Source organism: Pyxidicoccus sp. M6, assembly GCF_055568925.1.
This window is the reverse complement of sequence record NZ_CM145714.1, coordinates 5935278-5957740: the sequence shown is the minus strand read 5'-3', so window position 1 is coordinate 5957740 and position 22463 is coordinate 5935278. Positions and strand designations below refer to the sequence as shown.

Below are 22463 nucleotides of genomic sequence, written 5' to 3'. Positions count from 1 at the left end.
CGGCGGCCTCGCATGCCCGCCCGCACTTCGTCCCTCTCCATCCCCGCGCTCGTGCGCATCAAGCCCGGTGCGCTCGACCGGCTCGGCGTCTACCTCGCCCGCGCCGGGCACCAACGCATCGCCCTGCTACGGAGCGCCGGTCTCCACGGCGCGCTGGAGCAGCGCCTGGACACGAGCCTCGCGAGCCAGGGCATCACCGTCCTGCGGCGCGAGGACGTGGACGAGGCGAGCTTCGAGCGGGCCAGCGCGCTGTTCGCCGCGCTGCCCGCGAGCTGTCAGGCCGTGGTCGGCTTCGGCGGTGGGCGGGCCCTGGACGTCGCCAAGTACGTGGCCTTCCTCGCGGGCCTGCCGTACCTCGCGGTGCCGACGTCGCTGTCGAATGACGGCTTCTGCAGCCCGCAGTCGAGCCTCACGCATGGAGGCCGGCGCCGCTCGCTGCGCGCGGCGATGCCCTCGGGCGTCGTCGTGGACACGGACGTCTGTCTCCAGGCACCGGCGCCGCTGTGGTGGTCCGGCGTGGGAGACCTCGTCGCGAAGGTGACGGCCATCGCCGACTGGAAGCTCGCGTTCCATGCGCGAGGCACGCCGGTGGATGACTTCGCGGCGCTGCTCTCGGACGCCACCGTCTTCCAGTTCATGGCGAGGCCCGTGAAGGACCTCGAAGGCGTCCGGCTCCTGGCCACGGCGCTGATGCTGAACGGAGTGGCCATGGAGGTGAGCGGCTCCTCACGTCCGGCCAGTGGCAGCGAGCACCTGCTGTCGCACGCGCTGGATGCCGTGTCCGCGCGCCCCCGACTCCACGGGTTGCAGGTGGGCGTGGCGACCTACGTTGTCAGCCGCCTTCAAGGCCAGGGGACCCAGCGGGTCGCCTCGGTGCTGGAGGCCACCGGCTTCTGGCAGGGCATCCGCGCGGACCCGTTCTCCCGCCGGGAATGGATTGACGCGGCGCGCCTCGCTCCAACGCTCAAGGAGGGCTTCCACACCGTCCTCTCGTCACGGGATTGTGGGCCCGAAGTTGCGGAAATCCTGAAAAATGACGCCACCTTGGAAGACTGCTTCGGCGACTGAGGAGGTGGATGTAGGCGGCGCTGTCGCTGGATACCCGGAGGCGGGTTGGACCCATTTACTTAAGCAGCCAGGGAGTCGAGCATTGGACAGAATGGATTCGCCCTGTCAGTCCCGCCGGCTCGCACGCTTCGTCGCGCTGGGCGCCGTGCTGTTGTCGTTGCTCTCCCTCCCCTCTGCCGCGCAGCCCTCCGAGGGTGCAGGCGCTGTCGTTCCCGTGGTCGAGGGTTGGCGCTATCGCTGGGGTGATTCCCCCCCGGGTACGGATGGCATCCCCACGTGGGTGAAGGCGCCGGGCGCTCCGGAGGCGTGGCGTTCGACGAAGGCACTTACGGAGATTCCGGGACGAGGCGAGCACACCTTCGTGTGGCTGCGCATCCCCATTCCCGACGGTGGCTGGGCCGACCCCGCGCTCTACCTCGGCGAGGTGACCAGCGCCATCGAGGTGTACGCCAACGGCCAGCGCGTCTACACGAGCGGGCGGATGAACCGCGGCGGCCGTGAGGTCTCCGAGAATCTCGGCCTGCATCTGATCGCGCTGCCGCGCGAAGTGCTCGGGAAGGAAGTGCTGCTGCGCATCCAGTCCAACGCGCCCACCATCGGCGTGACGCGAGAAGCGAAGGTGGGAGCTCGCCACGAGCTGCTCGCCACCATCACCCGGGAAGGCCAGGCGCCGTTCGTCATGGGCTGCCTGTTGCTCGCCGTGTCCCTGGGCGCGGGCGGCGCCTTCCTCATGCACTGGCGGCGGCGGATGCTCGCGGGGCTGGCGGTCTTCTCCGCCAGCGGCGGCATGCTGCTGCTGGCCCTGAGCGGTCTGCCCGCGACCCTCTGGGACGCGTCCGTCGCCGCGACGCGCGGCATGCTCCTGGGCGTGTTCCTGCTCGCGGCGGGGCTGATGGCGTTCGTCTCGGACGCGCTGCTCGAGAACCGGCTGCGGTGGTTCTACAAGGCCTCGGTGGGCTTCTCCATCCTCTCTGGCGTGGGGGCCTTCCTGTCCCTCGTCGACCTGGGGCTGGGCCAGCGGGTGATGGTGCCGTTCATGCCCACCGCGCTCCTCGTCCTGATGGTGTGCTTCGGCGTGGCCGCGCTCGAGGCGTGGCGGGGCAACCCCGACGCGCGCCTCTTCGTCACCGGCCTGTGCGTCCTCGTCGTGGCGCTCGTCGTCACCGTGCTGCCCGTCATCGGGGTGATGAAGTCGTCGTTCGGCAACGTGTCGCACTGGGGCTACCTCGCGCTGACGCTGTCGCTCGTCGCGGTGGTGGCGCGCCGCTCCATCCAGGTGGTGCGCGCGCTGGAGACGCACACGCGCCAGCTCGAGGAGCGCCAGCAGGAGGTGCGCGCCCTGGCCGAGCGCATGAGCAGCGGCGCGGGCGAGCTCGCCACCGTGGTGCAGCAGCTGCGCTCGTCGAGCGACCAGCAGACCGAGGGCGTCAGCCGGCAGGCCGTGGCGCTCCAGGAGGCGGAGCAGACGGTGAAGGAGATTCGCCGCAGCTCGCAGATGACGGCCGAGAAGGCCACCGCGCTGGCGGAGGCGTCCGAGAGCGCCGAGCAGGTGGGCCGCGAGGGCATGGACGCCCTGGAGCGGACGCTGACGGACCTCGCGGCCATCCGCTCCGAGGTGTCGGAGATGGCGCGGCGCATCCTCGCGCTGGATGACCAGACGCGTGAGGTGTCCACCATCGTGGAGTCGGTGAAGGACCTCGCGGACCAGTCGAACATGCTGGCCATCAACGCGGCGATTGAAGCGGCGCGCAGCGGTGAGAGCGGCAAGGGCTTCGGCGTGGTGGCGCGGGAGATGCGCGGGCTCGCGGACCAGTCCATCCGGGCCACGCACCGCATCCGCGAGGTGCTCGACGGCGTGAGCAACAGCATGCGCGAGGCGGCTCGCAACAGCGAGAAGGGCGACGAGCGCGTCCGCCAGAGCCTCGACGCGGTCCGCACGTCGAGCGCGCAGTTCCAGCAGCTCGCGGTGCTCATCGCGGACACCAGCGCGAGCGTGAGGCAGATCTCCGCCGCCGTCAGCGCGCAGGACGCGGGCACGCACCAGATGGCCACGGCCATCCAGGAGCTGTCCGGTCAGATGCAGCGCACGCTGAAGACGGTGCAGGAGACCCAGGAGGCCACCCGCTCCGTCCAGTCGCTGGCGGAGAGCATGTCCGGCATGGCCCGCCAGACGCTCGGCGCCAACGGAGCGGCAGCCCCCACGGCACCGAACGCCTGAGTCGAGGCGTGTCGCGGGGCCCCGCTGTAGCTCCGGGGCCCCACGCGGCCATCACCCGAGGGTGAAGGTCACCCGGATGCCTCCGAGCAGGTACTCCTCCCCGTCGGACACGAGCCGGCGGGCGATGCGGGTGTTGTCGAACCAGGTGCCGTTCGAGGACGTGAGGTCCTCGATGAAGTACTCGGCGCCCTCCTGCACCACGGCGGCGTGCTCGCGGGAGACGCGCGCGGACCTCACCACCAGGTCGCAGTGCGCTCCACGGCCGATGATGAAGCGCTCGCGAGCGACGCGCACCGGCTCGTCACCATCGAGCCGGACGTGGAGCGGCACCCCTGACGTCGTCTTGACGACGATGGTGGTCTCCACGGGAGCAGGCGGCTTCGGCACGGGCACGGGCACGGGCATTCCACCGCCCTCGGACGGCGAGTCGTCATCGTCGTCATAGGCACCCGCGGCGTTCGCGTCTTCGTCAGAGGACTCCTCGTCCTCCGACGCGTCCTCGTCGTCGGAGACCTCATTCTCGCCAGTGGAGTCCTCGGCATGGGAGTCATCGTCGTCCGAAGCGGCGTCGTCGTCCGACGCGTCCTCGTCGTCCGAGTCCTCCGCGTCATCACCGGACTGCGCGTCCACGGGCTCCACCAGCCGGTCGACGTCCGCGAGGAGGTCGCGCATGCGCGCCACCACACCCTGACGAAGCGCCTCCACGTCCACCTTGGGAGTCTCGACTTCCGGCTCGGGACGGAGCGCCGCCAGCGCGGCCTCCGTCTCGGAGGGCTCGTTTTCCTCCAGCTTCACGGCAGCCGGCTCCTCACCCGTTGCGCGTGGCGCCTCGCCGTCGGCGCCGCGTGCACCGTCGCCGGCCCGAGCCACCTCCACCTTCGGCTGCGTGGAGACCGCCTGCGGCTGCACGGCCGGCGCGGAGGCCACCTGCACGGGCGCGGCCGGAGCGGAGACCGCCTGCACGGGCGCGGCCACAGCGGAGACCACCTGCACGGGTGCGGGCGCCTGGGGCGCGCTCGTCGCTCCGTCCAGGAGACTGACCTGCGTGGGCGTAATGAAGCCGAACTGGCGCGCCAGCGAGAAGATGGCCTGATTGAGCAGGACGTCGCGGTCCACGCCCATCTCGCGGCTCATCGTCTCCAGGGCGGTCCAGAGCGGATCCGAAACAGAGACAGTGCGGGAAGTGCGGTTCATGGCTCAGCTCCCCCTCAGGTTGTCCTGCCAGGGCGACACATGTGACGGGTTTATCAGCCAGAGGAACATCGCCTGCATCTCCGCGTACTGCTGCTCGGCGATGCCCACGAGGTTCGGGTGCAGCTCGTCGATGTCCTCGCCCTCGAACTGGAAGCCCGGCGAGTTCGACATCTTCGCGCCCCGCCCGCCCGTCACCCGGCGGTCCCGGCTGCGCCACAGACGCTGGCTCGACATGCCCGCGGCGTGGCCGAACTCCGCCGGCGGAGCCACCGCCTTGGGCATCGCCACCCCGCGCTCACCACAGGCCCACATCAGCCACGTCAGCGCGTTCCAGTCCGCGCGAGCCGCACGGGCGAGGTCCGGCAGCCCCATCCGCGAGATGGGCAGCGTCTCGTCGATGGAGATGGTGTCTCCGTCCTCGTCGTCGAACTCGTCCTCGACGAGCTCCACGGGCCCGCCCGGGAGCAGCGCGGACAAGTCCGGCGGAATCCAGGGCAGCGACGTTCCCGGCTTGAAGCGCTTCAGCAGCGCCGCGCGCACCAACTGCAACCGCGTGGCGTACTTCTGGACGATGCGGTGGACGGCCGTCAGCTCCTGCCCCGGCCCCTCTGGGAGCCCGTCGTACGTCGAGTGGGGCTTCTCCTCCGCCGGCCAGAAGTCGAGCTTCCGGAAGAGGCTGCGCGCGTAGGTCGCCACGAACCGGGACGTCTGCGGCTCCGTCGCCGCGAGCGCCTCGGCATCCCGCTTCGAGTGCTGGTCCAACCCCAGGTTGATCAGGATGAGGGCACGGGTGAAGAGGTACTCCGTGCGCTCCGGATGGAGCAGCATCGCCGCGTGGATGAAGTCCAGCGCCGCGCGAGGCCGGTCATTCTGGTCGAGCAGCACCGCGAACCCGCGCAGCAACATGCCCGCATCGCCCCCTCGCACGAGCGTGTCCGCCATGGGCGCCCAGGAATCCCCCGCCCCCTCCAGCGTCTGTCCCGCGACGTTCCGCGCGTTCTCCGGCGTGCGCGGCAGCACCACCCGCGCCAGGAGCGCCGTCAGCTCCTCGTGCCGCTGCTCGCACGCCGCCGCGCGCGCCACGGCCAGCACCGCCTCGCGGTACTTCTTCGCCTCGGCGCTCGTCGCGGCGTACTCCCGCCACTCACTCGCCTTCCGGGGCAGGTTGGAGAAGACGGGCGACTCGCCCAGCTCGTCCTCGCCCTGCGCCACGCCCAAATCGCGCGTCATCACCACCTTGCCGCTCGCGTCCAGCAGCGACCAGACGCCGTGGGCCAGGTCCTCCTCGCACTGGCCCTCGTCGAACGCGACGCGCGGGTCCGTGTACTCGCCCGACGCGCGCGAGTGGAAGCGGCCGGTGCGGCTGCCATGGACGTACTCGGTCTCCCACAGGAGCTCGCCATCGTCCGTCCAGAACCGGCACAGTCCGTGCCGCTCCCCGCTCTCGTCCAGGCTCACGTGGGCCCATTGGCTGGTGTCCTCGCGGTACTCCGCCTCCTGAGGGACGCCCTTGGGACGGTCGGGGTACGGCTCGCCGGTGCTCGGCATCACGCGGCGGCCCTGGGCGTCGAAGTGATTCACGCCCACCACGCGCCCGTGGTCATAGGTCATCACCGTCTTGCGCACCTTGTCCGAGACGCCGTTCTCGTGCATGCGCTCGGTGGTGAAGCCCTCGGTGGCGTACCAGGTGCGCGGGCCGTGCAGCGCGCCCTTCACGAACTGGCCTTCCTGGGACACGCCGCCACTCTCGTGGAAGCGCTGGAAGGGGCCGTGGGGCTGGCCGTGCTCGAAGATGCACTCGTTGCAGAGCGTGCCGTCAGCGCGCCAGTACTTCCACGGGCCGTGCTTCTCGCCGTCGTCGTCCTGGCCGCCGTGGGCCCACTCCTGGTCGTTCTCGTCCCACTCGGCCTCGGGGTGGACGCCCGGCGGGGCGATGCCCTGCTCCGTCAGCCGCTTGTTCTCCTCCGCCTTCTTCACCTGGGCGACGTCGAGCGCCTTCAGCGACTGCACCAGCGACTCCAGGCGCCCCTTCGGCAGCGCGCCGCTGGAGCGGTGCACGACGACGCCGTCCTTGAAGGCCATGAGGGTGGGAATCGACTGGATGTCGAAGCGCCCTCCAAGGTCCGGATGCGCCTCGGTGTCCACCTTGGCGAAGACGACGTCCGGGTTCGCCTTCGCGACGGCGTCGTAGGTGGGGGCGAAGGCACGGCAGGGGCCGCACCATTCCGCCCAGAAGTCCACCAGCATGAGGCCGCTCTTCTCCGTGGCCTGCTGGAAGGTGTCGTCGGTCAGCTCGACGGTGTGCTCGCTCAAGGGGGGCTCCTCTGACGTGGGAGCCGAGGCTTGTAGTGGAAGCTCCCTCCAGAGGCCAGCCGCAACCCGCCTCACGGACTCATCTGGCGCACCTCGAAATCTTGAAGTGCGAGAGAGCCCCGCAAGGCCCCGTGTTTCACCGCGTTTCGCTCATGCGAGGACGCGGGCGAGGAACGGCGCGGTGCGGCTCGTGCGCGACTTCGCGACATCGGCGGGTGTGCCGGCGGCCACCACCTTGCCGCCCTCGTCCCCCGCCCCCGGGCCCATGTCGATGACCCAGTCGCTCTCCGCGATGACGCGCATGTCGTGCTCGACGAGGATGACGGTGTTGCCCGCCTCCACCAGCCCCTTGAGCTGCGACATCAGCTTGTCCACGTCCGCGGGGTGCAGCCCCGTGGTGGGCTCATCCAGCACGTAGAGCGTGTTGCCCCGCTGCGTGCGTTGCAATTCCGTGGCGAGCTTGATGCGCTGCGCTTCACCGCCGGACAGCTCCGTCGCGGGCTGGCCCAGGCGCAGGTAGCCCAGGCCCACCTCGCGCAGCACACCGAGCGAGCGGAGCACCTGCGGCTCGTCGGCGAAGAACGCGTAGGCGCCGTCCACCGTCATGCCCAGCACCTCGGCGATGTTCTTGCCCCGGTACGTAATCTCCAGCGTCTTCGCGTTGTAGCGGGCGCCATGGCACGTGGGGCACGGCGCATAGACGCTGGGCAGGAAGAGCAGCTCCACGCTGACGAAGCCCTCGCCCTCGCACGTCTCGCAGCGGCCCTTGGCCACGTTGAAGGAGAAGCGGCCCACGTCGTAGTGCCGGGCCTTCGCGGAGGGCGTGGAGGCGAACAGCTTGCGCACGTTGTCGAAGAGGCCCGTGTACGTCGCGAGGTTGGAGCGCGGCGTGCGGCCGATGGGCTTCTGGTCCACGCGCACCAGCCGCTTGATGGCCTCCATCCCCGAGGCAATCCGGCCGCCCGTGGTGAGCACCACCGTGCGCTCCAGCTCGTCGACGTCCTCCTCTTCCGAGGGCACCTCGTGGCCGAGCTGCTCCGCGACGAGCTCCACCAGCACCTGGCTCACGAGGCTCGACTTGCCGGAGCCGGACACGCCCGTCACGGTGGTGAAGACGCCCAGCGGGAAGTCCACGTCCAGCTCGTGCAGGTTGTTGCGGGAGGCGCCTTCGAGCCGCAGCCATCCCTTCGGCTCGCGCGGCGCGTGGTGCAGTCGGGTCTCCGCGCCGAAGAGGTAGCGCCGCGTCTGCGACGCCTCCACGCGCTGGAGTCCTTCGAGCGGCCCGCTGTAGAGGATGCGCCCGCCCTTCTCACCGGCGGCCGGGCCCACGTCGACAATCCAGTCGGCGTGCCGGATGACGTCCACCTCGTGCTCCACGACGAAGAGCGAGTTGCCCGAGCCCTTGAGCTGGTCCAACGCCTTCAGCAGCGCCTCCGTGTCCGCCGGGTGCAGGCCCGCGGAGGGCTCGTCGAGCACGTACACCACGCCGAACAGGTTGGAGCGCACCTGCGTCGCGAGCCGCAGCCGCTGCAACTCCCCGGGCGACAGCGTGGGCGTGCTGCGCTCCAGCGAGAGGTAGCCCAGCCCCAACTCGGTGAGGACGCTGATGCGCGCGAGCAAGTCCTTCGCGATGCGCTGGGCGACGAGCGCCTTCTCGGGGTGCTCGCGCGCCAGCTTCGCCGCGCCCGGACCGGTGCCGTCCGCCGCGGGCCGCAGGATTTCCGCCACGCGCTTCAGCGGCAGCCGCGACAGCTCGCCGATGTCGAGCCCCGCGAAGGTGACGGAGAGGGACTCGCGCTTCAGCCGCTTGCCCTGGCAGACGGAGCACTGTCCGCCCACCAGGTACTGCGACACGCGCTTCTTCATCAGCGCGCTCTGCGTGGTGGCGAAGGTCTGCAGCACGTACTTCCGCGCGCCGGTGAAGGTGCCCATGTAGCTGGGCGGCTCCTTGCGCTTGAGCGCGCGGCGCGTCTCCGCCGGAGTGAAGCCCGCGTAGACGGGGACGGTGGGCTGCTCGTCGGTGAAGAGAATCCACTCCCGGTCCTTCTTCGGGAGGTCCTTCCACGGAGTGTCCACGTCGTAGCCGAGCGTCACCAGGATGTCGCGCAGGTTCTGCCCGTGCCACGCGGGCGGCCACGCGGCGATGGCGCGCTCTCGGATGGTCAGCGAGTCATCCGGCACCATGGACTTCTCGGTGACTTCGTACACGCGGCCCAGGCCATGGCAGTGGGGGCAGGCCCCTGCCGGCGTGTTGGGAGAGAACGCATCCGAGTCCAGGTGCGGCTGGTTCGGCGGGTACGTGCCCGCGCGCGAGTACAGGAGGCGCAGCGAGTTCGCGATGGTGGTGACGCTGCCCACCGACGAGCGGGACGTGGGCGAGCCCCGGTGCTGCTGGAGGGCCACCGCGGGAGGCAGGCCGTCGATGGAGTCCACCTCGGGGACGCCGGCCTGGTCGATGAGACGCCGAGCGTAGGGCGCCACGGACTCGAAGTAGCGGCGCTGGGCCTCCGCGTACAGCGTGCCGAAGGCCAGCGAGGACTTGCCCGAGCCGGAGACGCCCGTGAAGACGACGAGCGCGTCCCGGGGAATCTCCACGTCGAGGTTCTTCAGGTTGTGCTCGCGGGCGCCCCGGACACGGACGTAGCCCGTTCGCGTGTCGCCTGCCGTATCGGGAGGGTGGAGGTCTCGGAGTTTGCGCATGCGAGGTCTGCTTGAGGGTGGTGTCGGATGAGTCAGAACAACAGGGTCCGGCCGTGCGTCCGGCCAGCGAGCAGGCGGGCCCGCACCTCTGGTAGATGGACGCGGCAGTTCCACTTCTCGCCGGAGTTCCACGATGACCGCAGTTTCCCGCCGTGCACTCGTCCTTGCCCTGATGCTCACCTCCACCACCGCCCTGGCGGGGGAGCAGTGGGTCCAGGCGCGAGCCATCCTGAATTCGTGCGGCTACTTCAGCAACGCACAGGTGGAGGTGACGCTCTCCTACCGCAACCTCGACCTGCCGTGGGGCACGTCCGTGTACCTCATCTACGGATGGGGCGGGTCCAGCAGCCCCGGCACGTCCTTCGACTGGCAACCGCAGCCGACCACCGTCGAGGCACCCGCGACGGCGCCGTACTACTGGGGCACGAAGGTGACGAGCATCTTCCGGGCGCGCAGCTCCACGTCGTACTCGAACATCAACTACGTCTGGAAGGTCGTGCTGCCCGACGGCAACGTGTTCTACGAGAAGGGCAACGCGTCTACGTACGGCTACTACGCGGCGGACTTCGCCAGCATCCCCGTGCCGTGTGTGAACGACGGGCAGTTCACCGGCACGCCGCAGCCGCTGACCATCACCACCGTCGTGAAGAACTGACGGGCGCCCCTTTCCTGGAGTGGCTGGTCCCGGCCGGCCGCATGGCGGATGCTGTGCGGCCGTGTCAGCCATCCGGCCTCCGAAAAAAGGGGTTCCCAATTTCCGGCGCCCGGACGGTCTCTCCCATGAAGGAGTGCACCGCCGTGAGTTCCAACGCCCGGAAGCCAAGGCCAGGAGGAGACGCGCGCCATGAATGACGCGTGGCTCGGCCAGCTCTATGAGCGCCATGGCTTCCTCGTGCACCGGCGCTGCCTCCAGCTCGTGCGCCGGCCGGAGGACGCCGAGGACGCGCTCCAGGAGACCTTCCTCCGCGTGAAGCGCTATGGCCCCCCGCGCGAGGGCGAGGCCACACTCGCCTGGCTCTACACGGTGGCCGCGCGCTGCTGCTTCGACCTGATGGAGAAGCGCGGCCGCGAGCCCGTGGCCGAGGAGTCGCAGCTCGCCACCTTGGAGGAGCGAGGTGGCGGTTCCACGGAGGACGCGGACCGGCGCGCGTTGCTGGGCGCCGCGCTGCGCACGCTCGACGGGAAGACGCGCACCATCGGCGTGCTCCACTACCTGGACGGCTACACGCAGGAAGAGGTGGCCGAGCAGACGGGCTTCTCGCGCAAGACGGTCGGCAAGAAGCTGAAGACATTCGAGGACCGCATCCGCCAGCTCTTCGGTGGACGCGGCAACGAGGCCTCACGATGAACGCTCCCCTTCCCCCCTCTCCTCGCGGCCCCGAGTGTCCTCCCGCCGCCGTGCTCGAAGCGCTCTCGGCCGGCGAGCCCACGCCGGAGACGACTCGCGCGCATGTGAAGACCTGCGCCGCGTGTGGTGCGCAGCTCGAAGCGCTGACGGCCGGACGGGAGGCGTTCCTCAAGGCCCGGCCGACGGACCGGTTCCTCCGACAGCTCGAACGACGTGAGGAGACGGCTGCGCGCGCGCCCTCGCCGTGGCGCCGCTTCCTGCCGGTCATCGTGGCGGTGGTGCCCGCGCTGGTGTTGGTGCTCGTGGTGGGGCCGCGGCTCCTCGGGCCGGACGATTACGTTGGCATCAAGGCCACCCCCTTCCGCGTCGTGGCCGCACGTCCGGGCGTGGAGCCCGCTCCGCTCGCTGCGGACAGCGCGGTGAAGGCCGGAGACCGGCTGCGCTTCGCCTACGAGGCGCCCGAGGCCGGGAATCTCCTGGTGCTCGAGTTGGACGGCCGAGGCAACGCGAGCGTCTTCCACCCGTTCAACGGAACGACGTCCGCGCCCATCGCCGCCATGCAGCGCGACTTCCTGCCCGGCAGCGTGGAGCTGGACGACGCGCCGGGAACGGAGTGGCTCTTCGCCGTCTTCTCTCCTCGCCCGCTCCAGGCGGCTCCGCTCCTCGCGCAGTTGCGTGAGCAGGCGGGCCGCGCCGAGCCCACCCTCACCTGCGATGGCTGCCGCGTTTCCGCGCTGCGCCTTCGCAAGGCGCCGTGAACCGTATGCGGCGCTTGCCCCTGTTGTTGCTCGTGCTCCTGTGGCCCGCCCTCGCGCCTGCCGAGACGGTGCGCCTGCTCGTGTCCATCGGCGCCAACGTGGGCGACCCGGACGACGCGGTGCTGCGCTTCGCGGATGACGACGCGGCGCGCGTGCGCCAGCTCTTCGTGGAGCTGGGCGGCGTGCGCGCGGACCGCGCATCGGTGCTGGTGGATGCCCCAGCGCAGGAGGTGCGCCAGAAGCTCGCGGAGGTGGCTGGCCGCGTCGCCGAGCTACGCGGCGAGGGACATGACCCGGTGCTGGTGGTCTACGTCTCCTCGCATGCGAAGGCGGGCGTGCTGCACCTCGCCGGCACGCACCTTCCCCTGGCCGAGCTGCGCGACTCCGCGCGCAAGGCAGGTGCCCGCCTCACGCTGGTGGTGGTGGACGCATGCGAGAGCGGCACGCTGGCGCAGAAGAAGGGCGGCCGCGCGGCGCCAGCGTATGACGTCGCGCTGGAGAAGCTGCCGCTGCACGGCGAGGTGGTCATCTCGTCGAGCGGCCCGGCCGAGCTGAGCGAGGAGTGGGACTCACTTCAGGGCTCGCTCTTCACGCACCACCTGCTCACGGGCCTGCGCGGCGACGCGGATGCGGACTCCGACGGGAAGGTGTCCCTCTCCGAGGCGTATGCCTATTCCTACCGTCGCACCGTGGCGGGCGCGGCCGGCGCGGGGCAGCACCCGGCCTATGCGATGGAGCTCGCGGGCACGGGGGAACTCGTGATGACCGAGCCTTCGGGCGCGAGGAGCGCGCTCGTCTTCCCCGCCGCCGCATCGGGGCGCTACGTGGTGTCCAGCCGTCCCCGGCCGGACGTGGTCGCCGAGGTGGACAAGGAGCCGGGACGTCCGCTGCGGCTCGCGGTGCCTCCGGGGCGCTATCTCGTGCGCAAGCGCGCGGGCGCGAGCACGGGCCTGCTCGAAGTGGAATTGCCCTTCGGTGGCGAGCGGCAGGTGAACGAGTCCGCGCTGGAATGGCGCCGCTACCAGGAGGTCGCCGTGAAGGGCGGCGCGCTGGAGCTCAAGAACGCGGCGGTGCTCGCGCTCGGGCGCTGGGAAGGAGCACCGATTCCAGGCACGGGCTCGCGCGTGGCGGGAGCGCTGGGCTACCGGCACACGTGGGGCCCGTGGTGGGCGCTCGGTACGATGTCGGGCACGCGCTCCACATACCGGGGCGTGGGCCTGGGCATCACCGAGGGCGCACTGGGACTGGGCGCATCCGGCGGCTACCGGTGGCTCGAATGGGCCCTGGTGCCGCACGTGGGCCTGTCCGTGGAGCTGATGGGGTTGCGGCAGTCGTTCCGAAGAGACCGCGAGGAGGACATCCAGGACACGATGGGACTTCCTCCCCTGGAACCCCGGAACTCACTGGGCGTCGCGGCCGGGCCGGTGATGGGCGTGGAGGTACCGCTGCCCGGCTCGGCCTTCGCGCTCCTCCAGGGACAGTTGCTGGTGCGCTACCTGCCACCGTCGAGCGACGGCGTGGCTCCACTGCGCCTCGTGCCGCTCGCCAGCGCGGGCGCGGGCTTCCGCTTCTGAGAGGACACCGTGATGCGCCGTCAACCGGGGCTGCTGCTCCTGCTCGTCCTCGCCGCCGCCTGTGGCCACCCCGTGGACACGACGTACGCGGGCGAGCCGCTCGTCACGCTGCATGGCCAGGCGAGTCTCTCCGCCACCGATCGTCCCGATGGCCCCGTGCGACTGACGCTCGCGTGGTACCCGGGGCTCGTGGACGACTCCGCCGCGCTGCCGAGCGCCCCCGCGTCCATCCTCACCGAGGACATCGCCTTCCAGCCCACCTTCCCCGCTGACTTCACGCTGCCACTCAATCAGCCGCCACCGGAGGGGGCGCGCGTGGCGGTAGGAGGCCTCATCCGAGGACGCGCCGCGACGGGCTTCCTGCTCGCCTACCGCGACATGAATGACAACCACCGGCTCGACCCGCTCCCGGCCAATGGTGGCGGACCGAATCGGGACCGAGTCGTGGGCTCGTCGTGGGGCGGGTTCGATTCGTACGTGCTGCTGTACCTCGAAGAGGCGCAGGACGCGGACACGGGCCTGAAGCGCGGCTTCAACCTCGTCCACGTCATTGTTGACGGCGGTGGCGTGGTGCCACTCGACACGCCCATTCCACTCGCGCTGAGCGCGGGCAGCGCGCAGCTCGACCTGCTCGCGTGCGAGGTCGCGTGGGACCAGGCTCCCGAGTCCGAGCTGCCCTGCGGCCTCACCTTCGACCCGCCACCTCCGCCCGAAGGAACGCTCGAAGTGCACGGCTCGGTGTCACTCGAAGGCCGCGCCGTGAAGGTCGACCTCTACATCGTCCGTGACGACGTGCGGCTGAGCGACGCCACCGTCACGTTGGCCGGACGCACCATCCCCTTCGTGAACAACCGCCTCGCCCACTATCTCGAAGAGGCGGACTCCACGCTGCTCACCGAGGGCGGCACCGTGGAGCTGGTGGTGCGCTGGGAAGACACCGTCACCCGCCGACTGCTCACCGTCCCCGATGGCTTCTCCATCCTCACGCCGGCCCCGGGGGCGCGGGTGAAGAGCAACACGGAGTTCGACGTCGACTGGACGGCTGCCCCCAGCGCGAACGTCTACGTCGCGACGCTGGAGTCACCCGGGGACACCTACTTCAACAACCTCTACTACCTCTTCACGAACGAGACGCTCGCGACGGTGCGGCCCGACCCGTACGTGGGGGATGTCACCCTCCGCGTCGCCGCCGTGTATCAGGCCTGGGACGAGTACCGGCGCTGGTCGATTTCCGTCGAGAACGTGCGCACCCAGCCGCTCACGCTGGTGCCCTGAAGACAGCGGGAAGGGGGGGCCCTGCGGCTGGTCGCTTCGGGCGTCCATGCCGCTCGCGTCGCCCGGTTGACGTGAAGCGGGATGGGCTCTGGAAACCAGAGCCCATCCTTCATCGCGGTACCGCCTACTGCACCAGGCGGCGGATTTCGCCGCAGGCGATGTAGGAACTGCCATTGGCCATGGTGATGATTTCATCCACCACGTAGAGGACATTCTCCTCGCGGATGTCGCGCGGGAAGCGGATGTTGAGATCCGGGTCGTATCCGTCCGACACCACGCGGGCGCGCAGCTTGCTGCCCTCCTTGACGCACTGGATGATGACACCCGTGCCGACGGTGTTCGTCGTGGGCAGGTCCGCCGCCGAGCTCGCCGTCACCTTCGAGGCCGTGGGCTTGCCCTTCTTCGCCGGGTCCGCCTCCTGGCTGCGCGCCGGCCGCCCCTGTCCCGGCGTCCCCAGCCGCTTGATGTTGCCCACCACGCGGTAGAAGGTGCCGTCTCCGGACGTCTCCAGCTTCTCCACCACGTAGCGCACGCCCTCCTCGCGCACGCTCCGGGGGAACTGCACGTTGAAGCTCGCGTCATACCCCGGGGAGACGGTGTGCACGCGCAGCTTGCCGCCCTCGCGCACGCACTCCAGCACGATGCCCGTGCCCGCGTCGCTCACCGCGTCCAGACTGTCCGCCGAGCCTCCCGCCGTCCCGCGCAGTGCCAGGTCTCCACGGTTGCGGGTGCCCGCCTGATACGACTGGTCCCGCAGCTCCTTGCGAATCACGGCATCGTACCTGCGCGACTCCAGCCGCTGCGCGTAGTGCGCCAATTGCTCGACCTCCTCGGCGAGCTCGAACGACGCCTTGTCCAGGAGGGATGACAGCTCCGAGATGACCTCGCGCAGGCGCTTGGAGGCCGCCGCCAGCTCGCCCTTGTCCGCCAGCTCGATGACCTGGTCCTTCACTCGCGCGATGCGCAGGCGGCTCGTCTGGGCCAGCACGTTCCTGTCCGCCGCCGCCGTCCCCGACTGAGCGGCAGGGGCCAGGTGCGCGAGGATGGGCACTTCGCCGGTCAGTTCCCGCACGCGCCCGTCCTCCACCACGTGCGCCCGGAACACCAGCGTGGCCAACGTCGTCGGCCCGGCCATCGACGGAGCATCCACCGACAGCTCCGCCGCGAGCTGCCGTGCCTCCGTGGCGTACACGTCCCCCAGCCCCACCGCCACCTCCTGGCCCCGCGCCTCGAAGCGGTAGCGGTTGAGCACGCTCGCGACCTTGACCGTGGACGCGGGCTTGATGACCACCTCCAGGTTCTGCGCCACCAACGAGCCCAGGCCCTCCATCTCGATCTTGAACACCCCGACGGCGTCCTCGGGCGACTGGATGTAATAGAAGTGCCCCTCGCCGGCGTTGGCCATGCCGATGAGCAGGTCCTCGTTGAAGTTGGCGCCAAAGCCCAGCGTCGTGGTGACGATGCCCTCGCCGGACTTCTCCCGCGCCATGTTGGTGAGCGTGTCCGCGTCCCGGATGCCCGCGTTGGCCTGCCCGTCCGTGAGCAGGAGCACGCGGTTGATGCGCTCGCTGGAGAGCTGGCTCTTCACGTGCTCCACCCCCTTGAGCCACCCACCGCTCAGGTTGGTGCAGCCACCCGCGTTCACCTTGTCCAGTACCTTGCCGATGGCCGCCTTGTCCGTGACCTTCACCGGAGCGAGCACCGTGGACACCACGTCGTCGTAGGTGACGATGGACAGCGAGTCCTCGGGACGCATGCGATCCACCAGCTCGCGGGCGGCCTGGAGCGCGTTCTTCAGCGGATCTCCCGCCATGGAGCCCGAGCGGTCGATGACGAGCCCCAGGTTGAGCGAACGCCGCGAGGACGGCCCGGCGCCCTCCGCCGAGAACGACACCAGCAGATCGAGCTTGGACGACGTCCCCATGGGGAGCACGGGGTGGCTGAGCGTATAGGTAGCCTTCAAGTCGAAGCCTTTCGTGAGAGCCGAAGGGCAGCCTATGCGACTCCTCCGTCAGGCGTCATGACGCGCCCCTCCCCGTGGGGTTGCCGCGACCAGCCCGGCGCCCTCGTCGTGCTGCACGCGAAAGAAACGCAGGACAGGGGCTCCAGGGGCAGTGACGCTTCCTACTGACCGAGCAGGACGCGGAAGATCTTCTCGTTGCTGTTGTCGGGGATGCTGTCCTTGTCACCCTGGTTGGTGGTGGTCAGCCACAGGTGACCGTCGGGGGTCGGCTCGACGGTGCGCAACCGGCCGTAGGTGCCTACGAAGAACTGCTGCACGTTGGTCAGGCTGGAGCCGCTGATGACCTCGCGGTAGAGGCGTGAGCCGCGAGCGCAGGCCACGTAGAGGACGTCGCGGACCACCGCGATGCCGGAGCAGGAGCCTTCCGCCGTGGAGTAGGTCTGCTTCGGGGCGATGTACCCGGCCGTCGCGCAGCCCGAACCGCCCTGGGACACCGTCCCTTCGCAGTTCGGCCAGCCGTAGTTCCCGCCCTTCTGGATGAGGTTGGTCTCGTCCATCACCGAGTTGCCGAACTCCTGTTCCCAGAGGCGGCCCTGGGAATCGAAGTCCAGCCCCTGCGGGTTGCGGTGGCCGTAGCTCCACACGTAGTTGCCGAAGGGGTTGTCGGACGGGACGCTGCCGTCGGGATTGAGCCGCAACACCTTGCCGGCCAGGTTGTTGATGTCCTGCGCGTAGGCGCCATTCTGCGCATCCCCGGTCGATGCGTAGAGCTTCCCGTCCGGTCCAAAGCGCAGGCGCCCGCCGTTGTGGAACTTGTTGCGGCCGATGCCCTGGACCAGCACCTGGAGCGAGGCGGTGTTGAGGGCACCGTTCTCGTACCGCAGGCGCACGATGCGATTGTCGGTGGGGGACGTATGCATCACATACAGCCAGCGGTCGCTGGAGAAGGTGGGAGCGACGGCCAGCCCCATCAGCCCGCCCTCGCCGTCGGTGCTCTGCACGTTGGGGACGGTTCCCACCGACGTCTTCTGGCCCGTCGCCGGGTCCAGGCGAACGATGTTCTGCGCGTCCCTGCGACCGTAAAGCACCGAGCCGTCCGGCAGGTTCACCAGGCCCCACGGAATGTCCGTGTCGGTGGCGACCTGGGTGACGGAGCAGACAGCATTCGTGCAGGCCTGGCCGGTCGTCACTGTCACGGACGCGCTCTGGGCGGACGCATTGCCCTGGGCGTCACGGGCGAGCACGGCGTAGGAGTAGGCAGTGTTCGGGGACAGGCCGCTGTCGACGAAAGACGTCCCGGGCGGCGAGCCGGACACCGTGCCAATCTTCACGCCTCCTCGGAACACGTCGTACGCGGTCACGCCCTGGTTGTCGGTCGACGCGCTCCAGCTCACCGTCACACTCGTGCCCGAGGCCGTGGCGGTCACTCCGGTGGGGATGCTGGGAGGCTGGGTGTCCGGCTGGCACGCCGGCGGGGTGATGGAGAGCGTGGCACTGCCTTGAGAGACATTGCCCGCCGCGTCCCGCGCATTCACATACAGGCCCCAGGTCGCTCCGGGGACCACGGTCAGCACGGTGGACACCGTGGCGCCGGAGACGGACTTCATGAGCTGACCATCGTGGTAGACGTCATAGAAGGCGACCCCCTCGTTGTCCGTGGACGGGGACCACGAGAGCGTGGCCGAGTTGCACGTCACGTTGGACAGGGCGAGCCCCGTGGGCACGGTGGGGGGCTGGGTGTCGGGCGGCAGCGACCACTGCTGGTTCGTCTGGCCGTTGCAATTCCAGACAATCACCGGCGAGCTGTTGGCGGTGGCCTGACCGGACACGTCGAGGCACAGCGAGGACGCCGTGTGGACCACCGTGCCGTTGGCGTTGCGGACCCACCGCTGGTTCGCCGCTCCGGTACAGGCTTCGATGACCGCCCTTCCTCCGGCGCTGGCGGTCGCGGGTTGGACGCACCAGGCGCCGTCGAACACGCGCAGCTCGCCCTCGGGCGTGAACAGGAACCGCTGGTTCGCCTGGCCGTGGCAGTCATAGATGTTGAGCCCCTGCCCCGGTGTCTGGCTGTTCTGGGCCACATCGAGGCAGCGGCCGGACTGCACGCCGATGAGCCGGGTGCCCGCGGTCACCGCGGCGGTCTGCGTCGAGAGCTCGGGTTCATTCTCCGACTTCACTCCACAGGCAGCGACGGTGGCGAGGAACAAGGCCGGTCCGGTGCGGCGAACGACGGCAAGCAGGTGATGCACGTGCATTGAGACGCTCCTTTGCTTGCCACCTCCTTCCCGGGATTCGGTGCGGGCCTCAAGCAAACTCTCGTGCATACGTTGACACATCTACATCTCTGTTGCGTCATACGCGCCCCCCCCCTGAAGGGCCCCCACCCCATGCACTCCCCTCCTCCGCAGCGGACCGTCCGCGCCCTCCTCGCGTCGCGCCCGGGCCTCATCGGCGCACTCACCTGCATCCTGCTCAGCGGCTGCATTGCCCCCTCCGGCACTCCCGAGCCCACCGAAGCGCCTGCAGCCACCACCGTGCGCCAGGGGCTCGCATGCAGCGGAGGCGGCAGCATCGACCAGCACGCCGCGCAGTGCGACGGCACGGGAAAACTCCTGTCCTGGGCGCCACCCACGAACCCCGGCTCCTCCGCCGCATATGACTATGTGCTGGAGCTGAACCAGGGCTACCTGCTCGCGCTGCCGGACCTGTCCAACCTCACGAACCCGTCGGTGCCCAAGCCCGCGTACTACGCGCACTCGTACCTGTGCAGCGGCACGGCGCCCGGGTGTTCTCCCGCCGGCGAGCCGGTGGGCTGGCCCCACAACCCCGCCGGGCTGAACGCGATGCTCCTCGAGTCCGGCCTCGCGTACTCGCCCTACAAGAACGACCCGCGCCTGCGGAACGTCGCACTGGCGCTGCTGGACTGGCACCTGGCGCACGGGATGACGGCCGTGGGGGACCACTGGTCGCAGGTGCCCTACGCGAGCGGCGCCAGCGGCACGCTGACGTACGCCGGCACGCAGGCAGGCTCGTCGGTGGGCGTGGGGGACGGCGTAGGCTACCTCCAGCCGGAGAAGGTGGGCGCGCTCGCCTGGGCCGCCGTCCAGGCCTTCAAGTTCAATGGCAACACGGCCTGGCGCGACATGGCCATCAACGCGGCAAACCAGCTCACCCGCGCTACGCGGAGCTCACCGGGGATGCGGCGGCGAAGGACAAGGCCTTCCGCGCGTTCAACTGGGCCACGTACATGGTGCGCAACAGCGGGTTGACCATCGACGGGCCCTACCCCAACAACGTCTGGTTCACGGATGGCTGGGGCGACTTCATCCGTCACTTCGTCATCGGCATGGGCGCGCAGCCGGACTGGGCGCCCGCCGGACAGAACCACCTGCTGCGCTCCACCTCCGTCGTGAAGAGCGTTACCTATGGGCCCGGCAACGAGGTCCGCTACACCACCTACGACGCCAGCGCGACGGAGGTGCTCCGCCTCGCCTTCGTTCCCTCGAGCGTGACGGCGGGCGGCACCGCCCTCGCCCAGCGCACGGACCTGGCCGCGGACGGGTGGACCTTCGACACCGGCAACAACGCGCTCCGCATCCGCCACTCGACCAGCGGGGTCATCGTCATCTCCGGAGCGCCTCCCACCGCCCCCGCCGTCGCCATCACCACGCCCGCCTCCGGACAGAACTTCGCCGCGCCCGCGACGCTCAGCCTGGGCGCCACGGCCACGGCCAGTACGGGCCGCACGCTGGCCAGCGTCACGTTCCGCGCGGGCGCCACCGTGCTCTGCACCGTGAGCGCCCCGGTCTCCAACCCCGTCACCTGCACGGCCACGAGCACCCTGGGCAATGGCAGCCATACCGTGAGCGCGGAGGCGGTGGACAACCTGGGAGAGAGCGGCTCCGCGTCGGTGGCAATCACCGTCGCCGGCCCGCCCACGGTCAGCATCCTCAGCCCCACCTCCGGCGCCACGTTGCCCACGGGGAGCACGGTCCTCAGCGCCTCGGCCAGCGCGGGCGCGGGGCGGACCCTGACGCGCGTGGAGTTCTTCCAGGGCACCACGTCGCTCTGCTTCACGACCACCGGCACGGCGTGCACCTGGAACGCGACGGCCGGCACGTACTCCAACGTCTTCGCCCGGGCGACGGACAATGGCAGCCCGGCGCTCGTCACGAGCTCCGCGCCCGTGAGCTTCACGGTGAGCCCCTCCGTGGGCGGTGTACGGCTCGTGGGCGTGGACACCGTGGGGACGCAGAACGACTTCGACAACGGCGGCTCGGTGAACGCGTTCCAGTACACCGCCGTGGCGACGGGGACGCTGGGGACACTCAAGGTCTTCGCGGCGCCGGGCAATGCCAATGCCTCGCTGTCCATTGGCGTCTACAGTGATGCGTCGGGCGCTCCGGGCACCCTGCTCTCCTCCTGTACCGCCACCGTGGTGGAGCCGCTGCCGCTGGTGACAGGCCAGTGGTACGGCTGCACCGCCTCGCCGCAGGTGACGCTCACGTCGGGCACCGTCTACTGGCTGGCCCTGCTGGGCGCGAACGGGAGCGGTGTGTTCCGCTACATGGACCTGCCCACCGGCTCCATGCGCTACTCCCCCACCGGCCTCTCCGCGCTGCCAGGCCCCACGTTTGGCACCTCCACCGTGTACACGGGTGCGTCCAACGCTTCGATGTATGGCCTCTCCGCGGGAAGATCCACCGCGCCGACGGTGGCCATTACCTCGCCGGCCGCCAACGCCAACTTCACCGCGCCCGCCAACCTGAACCTCCAGGCCACCGCCACGGCGGGCCCGGGCCGCACGCTGACGAAGGTCGAGTTCTTCGACAACGGCACGGCGCTGCTCTGCACCGTGAGCGCGCCCACCACGACGTCCGTGAGCTGTGGGGTCAGCTCGCTCCAGGACGGCGCGCACAGCGTGACGGCGAAGGCCACCGACGACACGCTTCAGACCACCACCTCCGCCGCGGTGCCCCTGACGCTGTCCAACCCGCCCACGGTGAGCCTCACTTCGCCCGCCGCCAATGCCACGTACACGGCGCCCGCCTCCGTGCCGCTCGCGGCGACCGCCAGCGCGGGCCATGGCCGGAGCATCGCGCGGGTGGACTTCTACGCGGACGGCACGTCGCTCCTCTGCTCCAGCACCACCAGCCCCTACGGCTGCACCTGGAGCAATCCCTCCCAGGGAAGCCACACGGTGCGCGCAGTGGCCATGGACACCGGCACCTCCGCTGCCAGCACGAGCTCCGCCACCGTCTCCATCACCGTGAGCAGCGCCGCCACCGCGCCCGCGGCCCCCACCGGGCTGACGGCCACGGCGGTGTCGTCGGGGCAGATTGACCTGACGTGGACCGACGCCTCGACCAACGAGAGCGGCTTCCAGGTGGAGCGGGCGCCGGACGTCTCCGGGGCCCCGGGCACCTTCGCCCAGGTCGGGACGCCGGGTGCCAACGTGACGACGTTCAGTGACACGGGCCGGGCCGCGAGCACGCGCTACTGGTACCGGTTCCGGGCCACGAATGCCGTGGGGAGCTCGGCCTTCACGGCCAACGTCAGCGCGACGACTCCCGCCGCGCCCACGGCCCTCGTCGGGAACAGCACCGTGCTGACGACGTCCGACTTCGAGCATGCGGGCGTCGCGGCCGCGTTCAACTACGTGGCGAGCGCCACCGGCAACGTCACGCGGCTGTACCTCTACGTGGATGGACAGACGGCGGCCACCTCGCTGCAGCTCGGCCTGTATGCGAATGGGAGCGGGACGCCCGGCGCGCTGCTGCGCAGTTGCACTGTCGCGACAGTCGCGCCCGATGCATGGAACGTCTGCACCATTGCGTCACAGGCGGTGACGTCGGGCACGACGTACTGGCTGGCCGTGCTCAGCCCCAGCGGTGGGGGCGACATCTACTGGAGGCAGACCCCCGGCACCGGTTCCTATAAGGTGCAGCCGGGCCTCGCGACGCTGCCCTCCGCCTGGTCCGGCACCGGCGGGTATCCGGGCAGCAATATGTCCGCCTACGCCGGCAACTGAGCCACCGAGCCTGACCCGATT

Annotated in this window: 14 protein-coding genes; 9 read left to right on the top strand and 5 right to left on the bottom strand. The window is 70.1% G+C overall.

All coding sequences use genetic code 11. From position 1 onward, the window contains the following. Positions 1–12 precede the first annotated feature (12 nt). Complete coding sequence (locus ACVTJA_RS23825; RefSeq protein WP_465839406.1) at positions 13–1068, top strand: iron-containing alcohol dehydrogenase family protein; 1056 nt, start codon at positions 13–15, stop codon at positions 1066–1068. Between the two features lie 91 nt (positions 1069–1159). Beyond that, complete coding sequence (locus ACVTJA_RS23820) at positions 1160–3286, top strand: methyl-accepting chemotaxis protein (protein ID WP_465839404.1); 2127 nt, start codon at positions 1160–1162, stop codon at positions 3284–3286. A gap of 51 nt (positions 3287–3337) precedes the next feature. On the opposite strand, the gene ACVTJA_RS23815 is transcribed toward ACVTJA_RS23820, so the two are convergent. The 3 genes from ACVTJA_RS23815 to uvrA all read right to left on the bottom strand — a co-directional run bounded on the left by ACVTJA_RS23815 (position 3338) and on the right by uvrA (position 9493). After that, on the bottom strand, positions 3338–4480 hold the full coding sequence (locus ACVTJA_RS23815) for an FHA domain-containing protein (RefSeq protein ID WP_465839403.1): 1143 nt from the start codon (positions 4478–4480) through the stop codon (positions 3338–3340). A 3-nt stretch (positions 4481–4483) separates the two neighbouring features. Beyond that, positions 4484–6793, bottom strand: a complete 2310-nt coding sequence (gene trxA, locus ACVTJA_RS23810; RefSeq protein ID WP_465839401.1) for a thioredoxin — start codon at positions 6791–6793, stop codon at positions 4484–4486. Positions 6794–6943: 150 nt separating this feature from the next. Continuing rightward, on the bottom strand, positions 6944–9493 hold the full coding sequence (gene uvrA, locus ACVTJA_RS23805) for an excinuclease ABC subunit UvrA (protein ID WP_465839400.1): 2550 nt from the start codon (positions 9491–9493) through the stop codon (positions 6944–6946). Positions 9494–9626: 133 nt separating this feature from the next. Here uvrA and ACVTJA_RS23800 point away from each other — a divergent pair, with 133 nt between their 5' ends. The 5 genes from ACVTJA_RS23800 (at position 9627) to ACVTJA_RS23780 (ending at position 14448) form a co-directional block, all read left to right on the top strand. Continuing rightward, positions 9627–10148, top strand: a complete 522-nt coding sequence (locus tag ACVTJA_RS23800) for a hypothetical protein (protein ID WP_465839398.1) — start codon at positions 9627–9629, stop codon at positions 10146–10148. 189 nt (positions 10149–10337) lie between these two features. Next, positions 10338–10841 carry an RNA polymerase sigma factor gene (locus tag ACVTJA_RS23795; RefSeq protein ID WP_465839396.1) on the top strand — a complete coding sequence of 168 codons (504 nt, stop codon included), beginning with the start codon at positions 10338–10340 and terminating at the stop codon, positions 10839–10841. Continuing rightward, the gene (locus ACVTJA_RS23790) at positions 10838–11599 is read left to right on the top strand and encodes a hypothetical protein (protein WP_465839394.1); all 762 of its coding nucleotides are present in this window, start codon (positions 10838–10840) and stop codon (positions 11597–11599) included. The genes ACVTJA_RS23795 and ACVTJA_RS23790 overlap by 4 nt, the downstream gene beginning before the upstream one ends. 5 nt (positions 11600–11604) lie before the next feature. Continuing rightward, positions 11605–13173 (top strand): caspase family protein, encoded by a 1569-nt coding sequence (locus ACVTJA_RS23785; RefSeq protein WP_465839392.1) that lies wholly within the window; start codon positions 11605–11607, stop codon positions 13171–13173. Positions 13174–13185: 12 nt separating this feature from the next. Further along, positions 13186–14448, top strand: a complete 1263-nt coding sequence (locus ACVTJA_RS23780; RefSeq protein WP_465839391.1) for a hypothetical protein — start codon at positions 13186–13188, stop codon at positions 14446–14448. A 124-nt stretch (positions 14449–14572) separates the two neighbouring features. Here the strand turns inward: ACVTJA_RS23780 and ACVTJA_RS23775 are convergent, their stop codons facing one another. Both ACVTJA_RS23775 and ACVTJA_RS23770 read right to left on the bottom strand, forming a co-directional pair. Next, the gene (locus ACVTJA_RS23775; RefSeq protein WP_465839389.1) at positions 14573–16411 is read right to left on the bottom strand and encodes a vWA domain-containing protein; all 1839 of its coding nucleotides are present in this window, start codon (positions 16409–16411) and stop codon (positions 14573–14575) included. A gap of 161 nt (positions 16412–16572) precedes the next feature. Continuing rightward, positions 16573–18666, bottom strand: a complete 2094-nt coding sequence (locus ACVTJA_RS23770) for a PQQ-dependent sugar dehydrogenase (protein ID WP_465839387.1) — start codon at positions 18664–18666, stop codon at positions 16573–16575. A 132-nt stretch (positions 18667–18798) separates the two neighbouring features. Here ACVTJA_RS23770 and ACVTJA_RS23765 point away from each other — a divergent pair, with 132 nt between their 5' ends. Both ACVTJA_RS23765 and ACVTJA_RS23760 read left to right on the top strand, forming a co-directional pair. Next, positions 18799–19680, top strand: a complete 882-nt coding sequence (locus ACVTJA_RS23765) for a hypothetical protein (RefSeq protein WP_465839385.1) — start codon at positions 18799–18801, stop codon at positions 19678–19680. Next, complete coding sequence (locus tag ACVTJA_RS23760) at positions 19659–22442, top strand: Ig-like domain-containing protein (RefSeq protein ID WP_465839384.1); 2784 nt, start codon at positions 19659–19661, stop codon at positions 22440–22442. The genes ACVTJA_RS23765 and ACVTJA_RS23760 overlap by 22 nt, the downstream gene beginning before the upstream one ends. Positions 22443–22463 lie beyond the last annotated feature (21 nt).

Bases quoted from the DNA above. Each gene is read 5' to 3' on its own strand.
- ACVTJA_RS23825 (WP_465839406.1), top strand. From the start codon at position 13: ATGCCCGCCCGCACTTCGTCCCTCTCCATCCCCGCGCTCGTGCGCATC.
- ACVTJA_RS23820 (WP_465839404.1), top strand. From the start codon at position 1,160: ATGGATTCGCCCTGTCAGTCCCGCCGGCTCGCACGCTTCGTCGCGCTG.
- ACVTJA_RS23815 (WP_465839403.1), bottom strand. From the start codon at position 4,480: ATGAACCGCACTTCCCGCACTGTCTCTGTTTCGGATCCGCTCTGGACC.
- uvrA (WP_465839400.1), bottom strand. From the start codon at position 9,493: ATGCGCAAACTCCGAGACCTCCACCCTCCCGATACGGCAGGCGACACG.
- ACVTJA_RS23800 (WP_465839398.1), top strand. From the start codon at position 9,627: ATGACCGCAGTTTCCCGCCGTGCACTCGTCCTTGCCCTGATGCTCACC.
- ACVTJA_RS23795 (WP_465839396.1), top strand. From the start codon at position 10,338: ATGAATGACGCGTGGCTCGGCCAGCTCTATGAGCGCCATGGCTTCCTC.
- ACVTJA_RS23790 (WP_465839394.1), top strand. From the start codon at position 10,838: ATGAACGCTCCCCTTCCCCCCTCTCCTCGCGGCCCCGAGTGTCCTCCC.
- ACVTJA_RS23785 (WP_465839392.1), top strand. From the start codon at position 11,605: ATGCGGCGCTTGCCCCTGTTGTTGCTCGTGCTCCTGTGGCCCGCCCTC.
- ACVTJA_RS23780 (WP_465839391.1), top strand. From the start codon at position 13,186: ATGCGCCGTCAACCGGGGCTGCTGCTCCTGCTCGTCCTCGCCGCCGCC.
- ACVTJA_RS23770 (WP_465839387.1), bottom strand. From the start codon at position 18,666: ATGCACGTGCATCACCTGCTTGCCGTCGTTCGCCGCACCGGACCGGCC.
- ACVTJA_RS23765 (WP_465839385.1), top strand. From the start codon at position 18,799: ATGCACTCCCCTCCTCCGCAGCGGACCGTCCGCGCCCTCCTCGCGTCG.
- ACVTJA_RS23760 (WP_465839384.1), top strand. From the start codon at position 19,659: ATGGTGCGCAACAGCGGGTTGACCATCGACGGGCCCTACCCCAACAAC.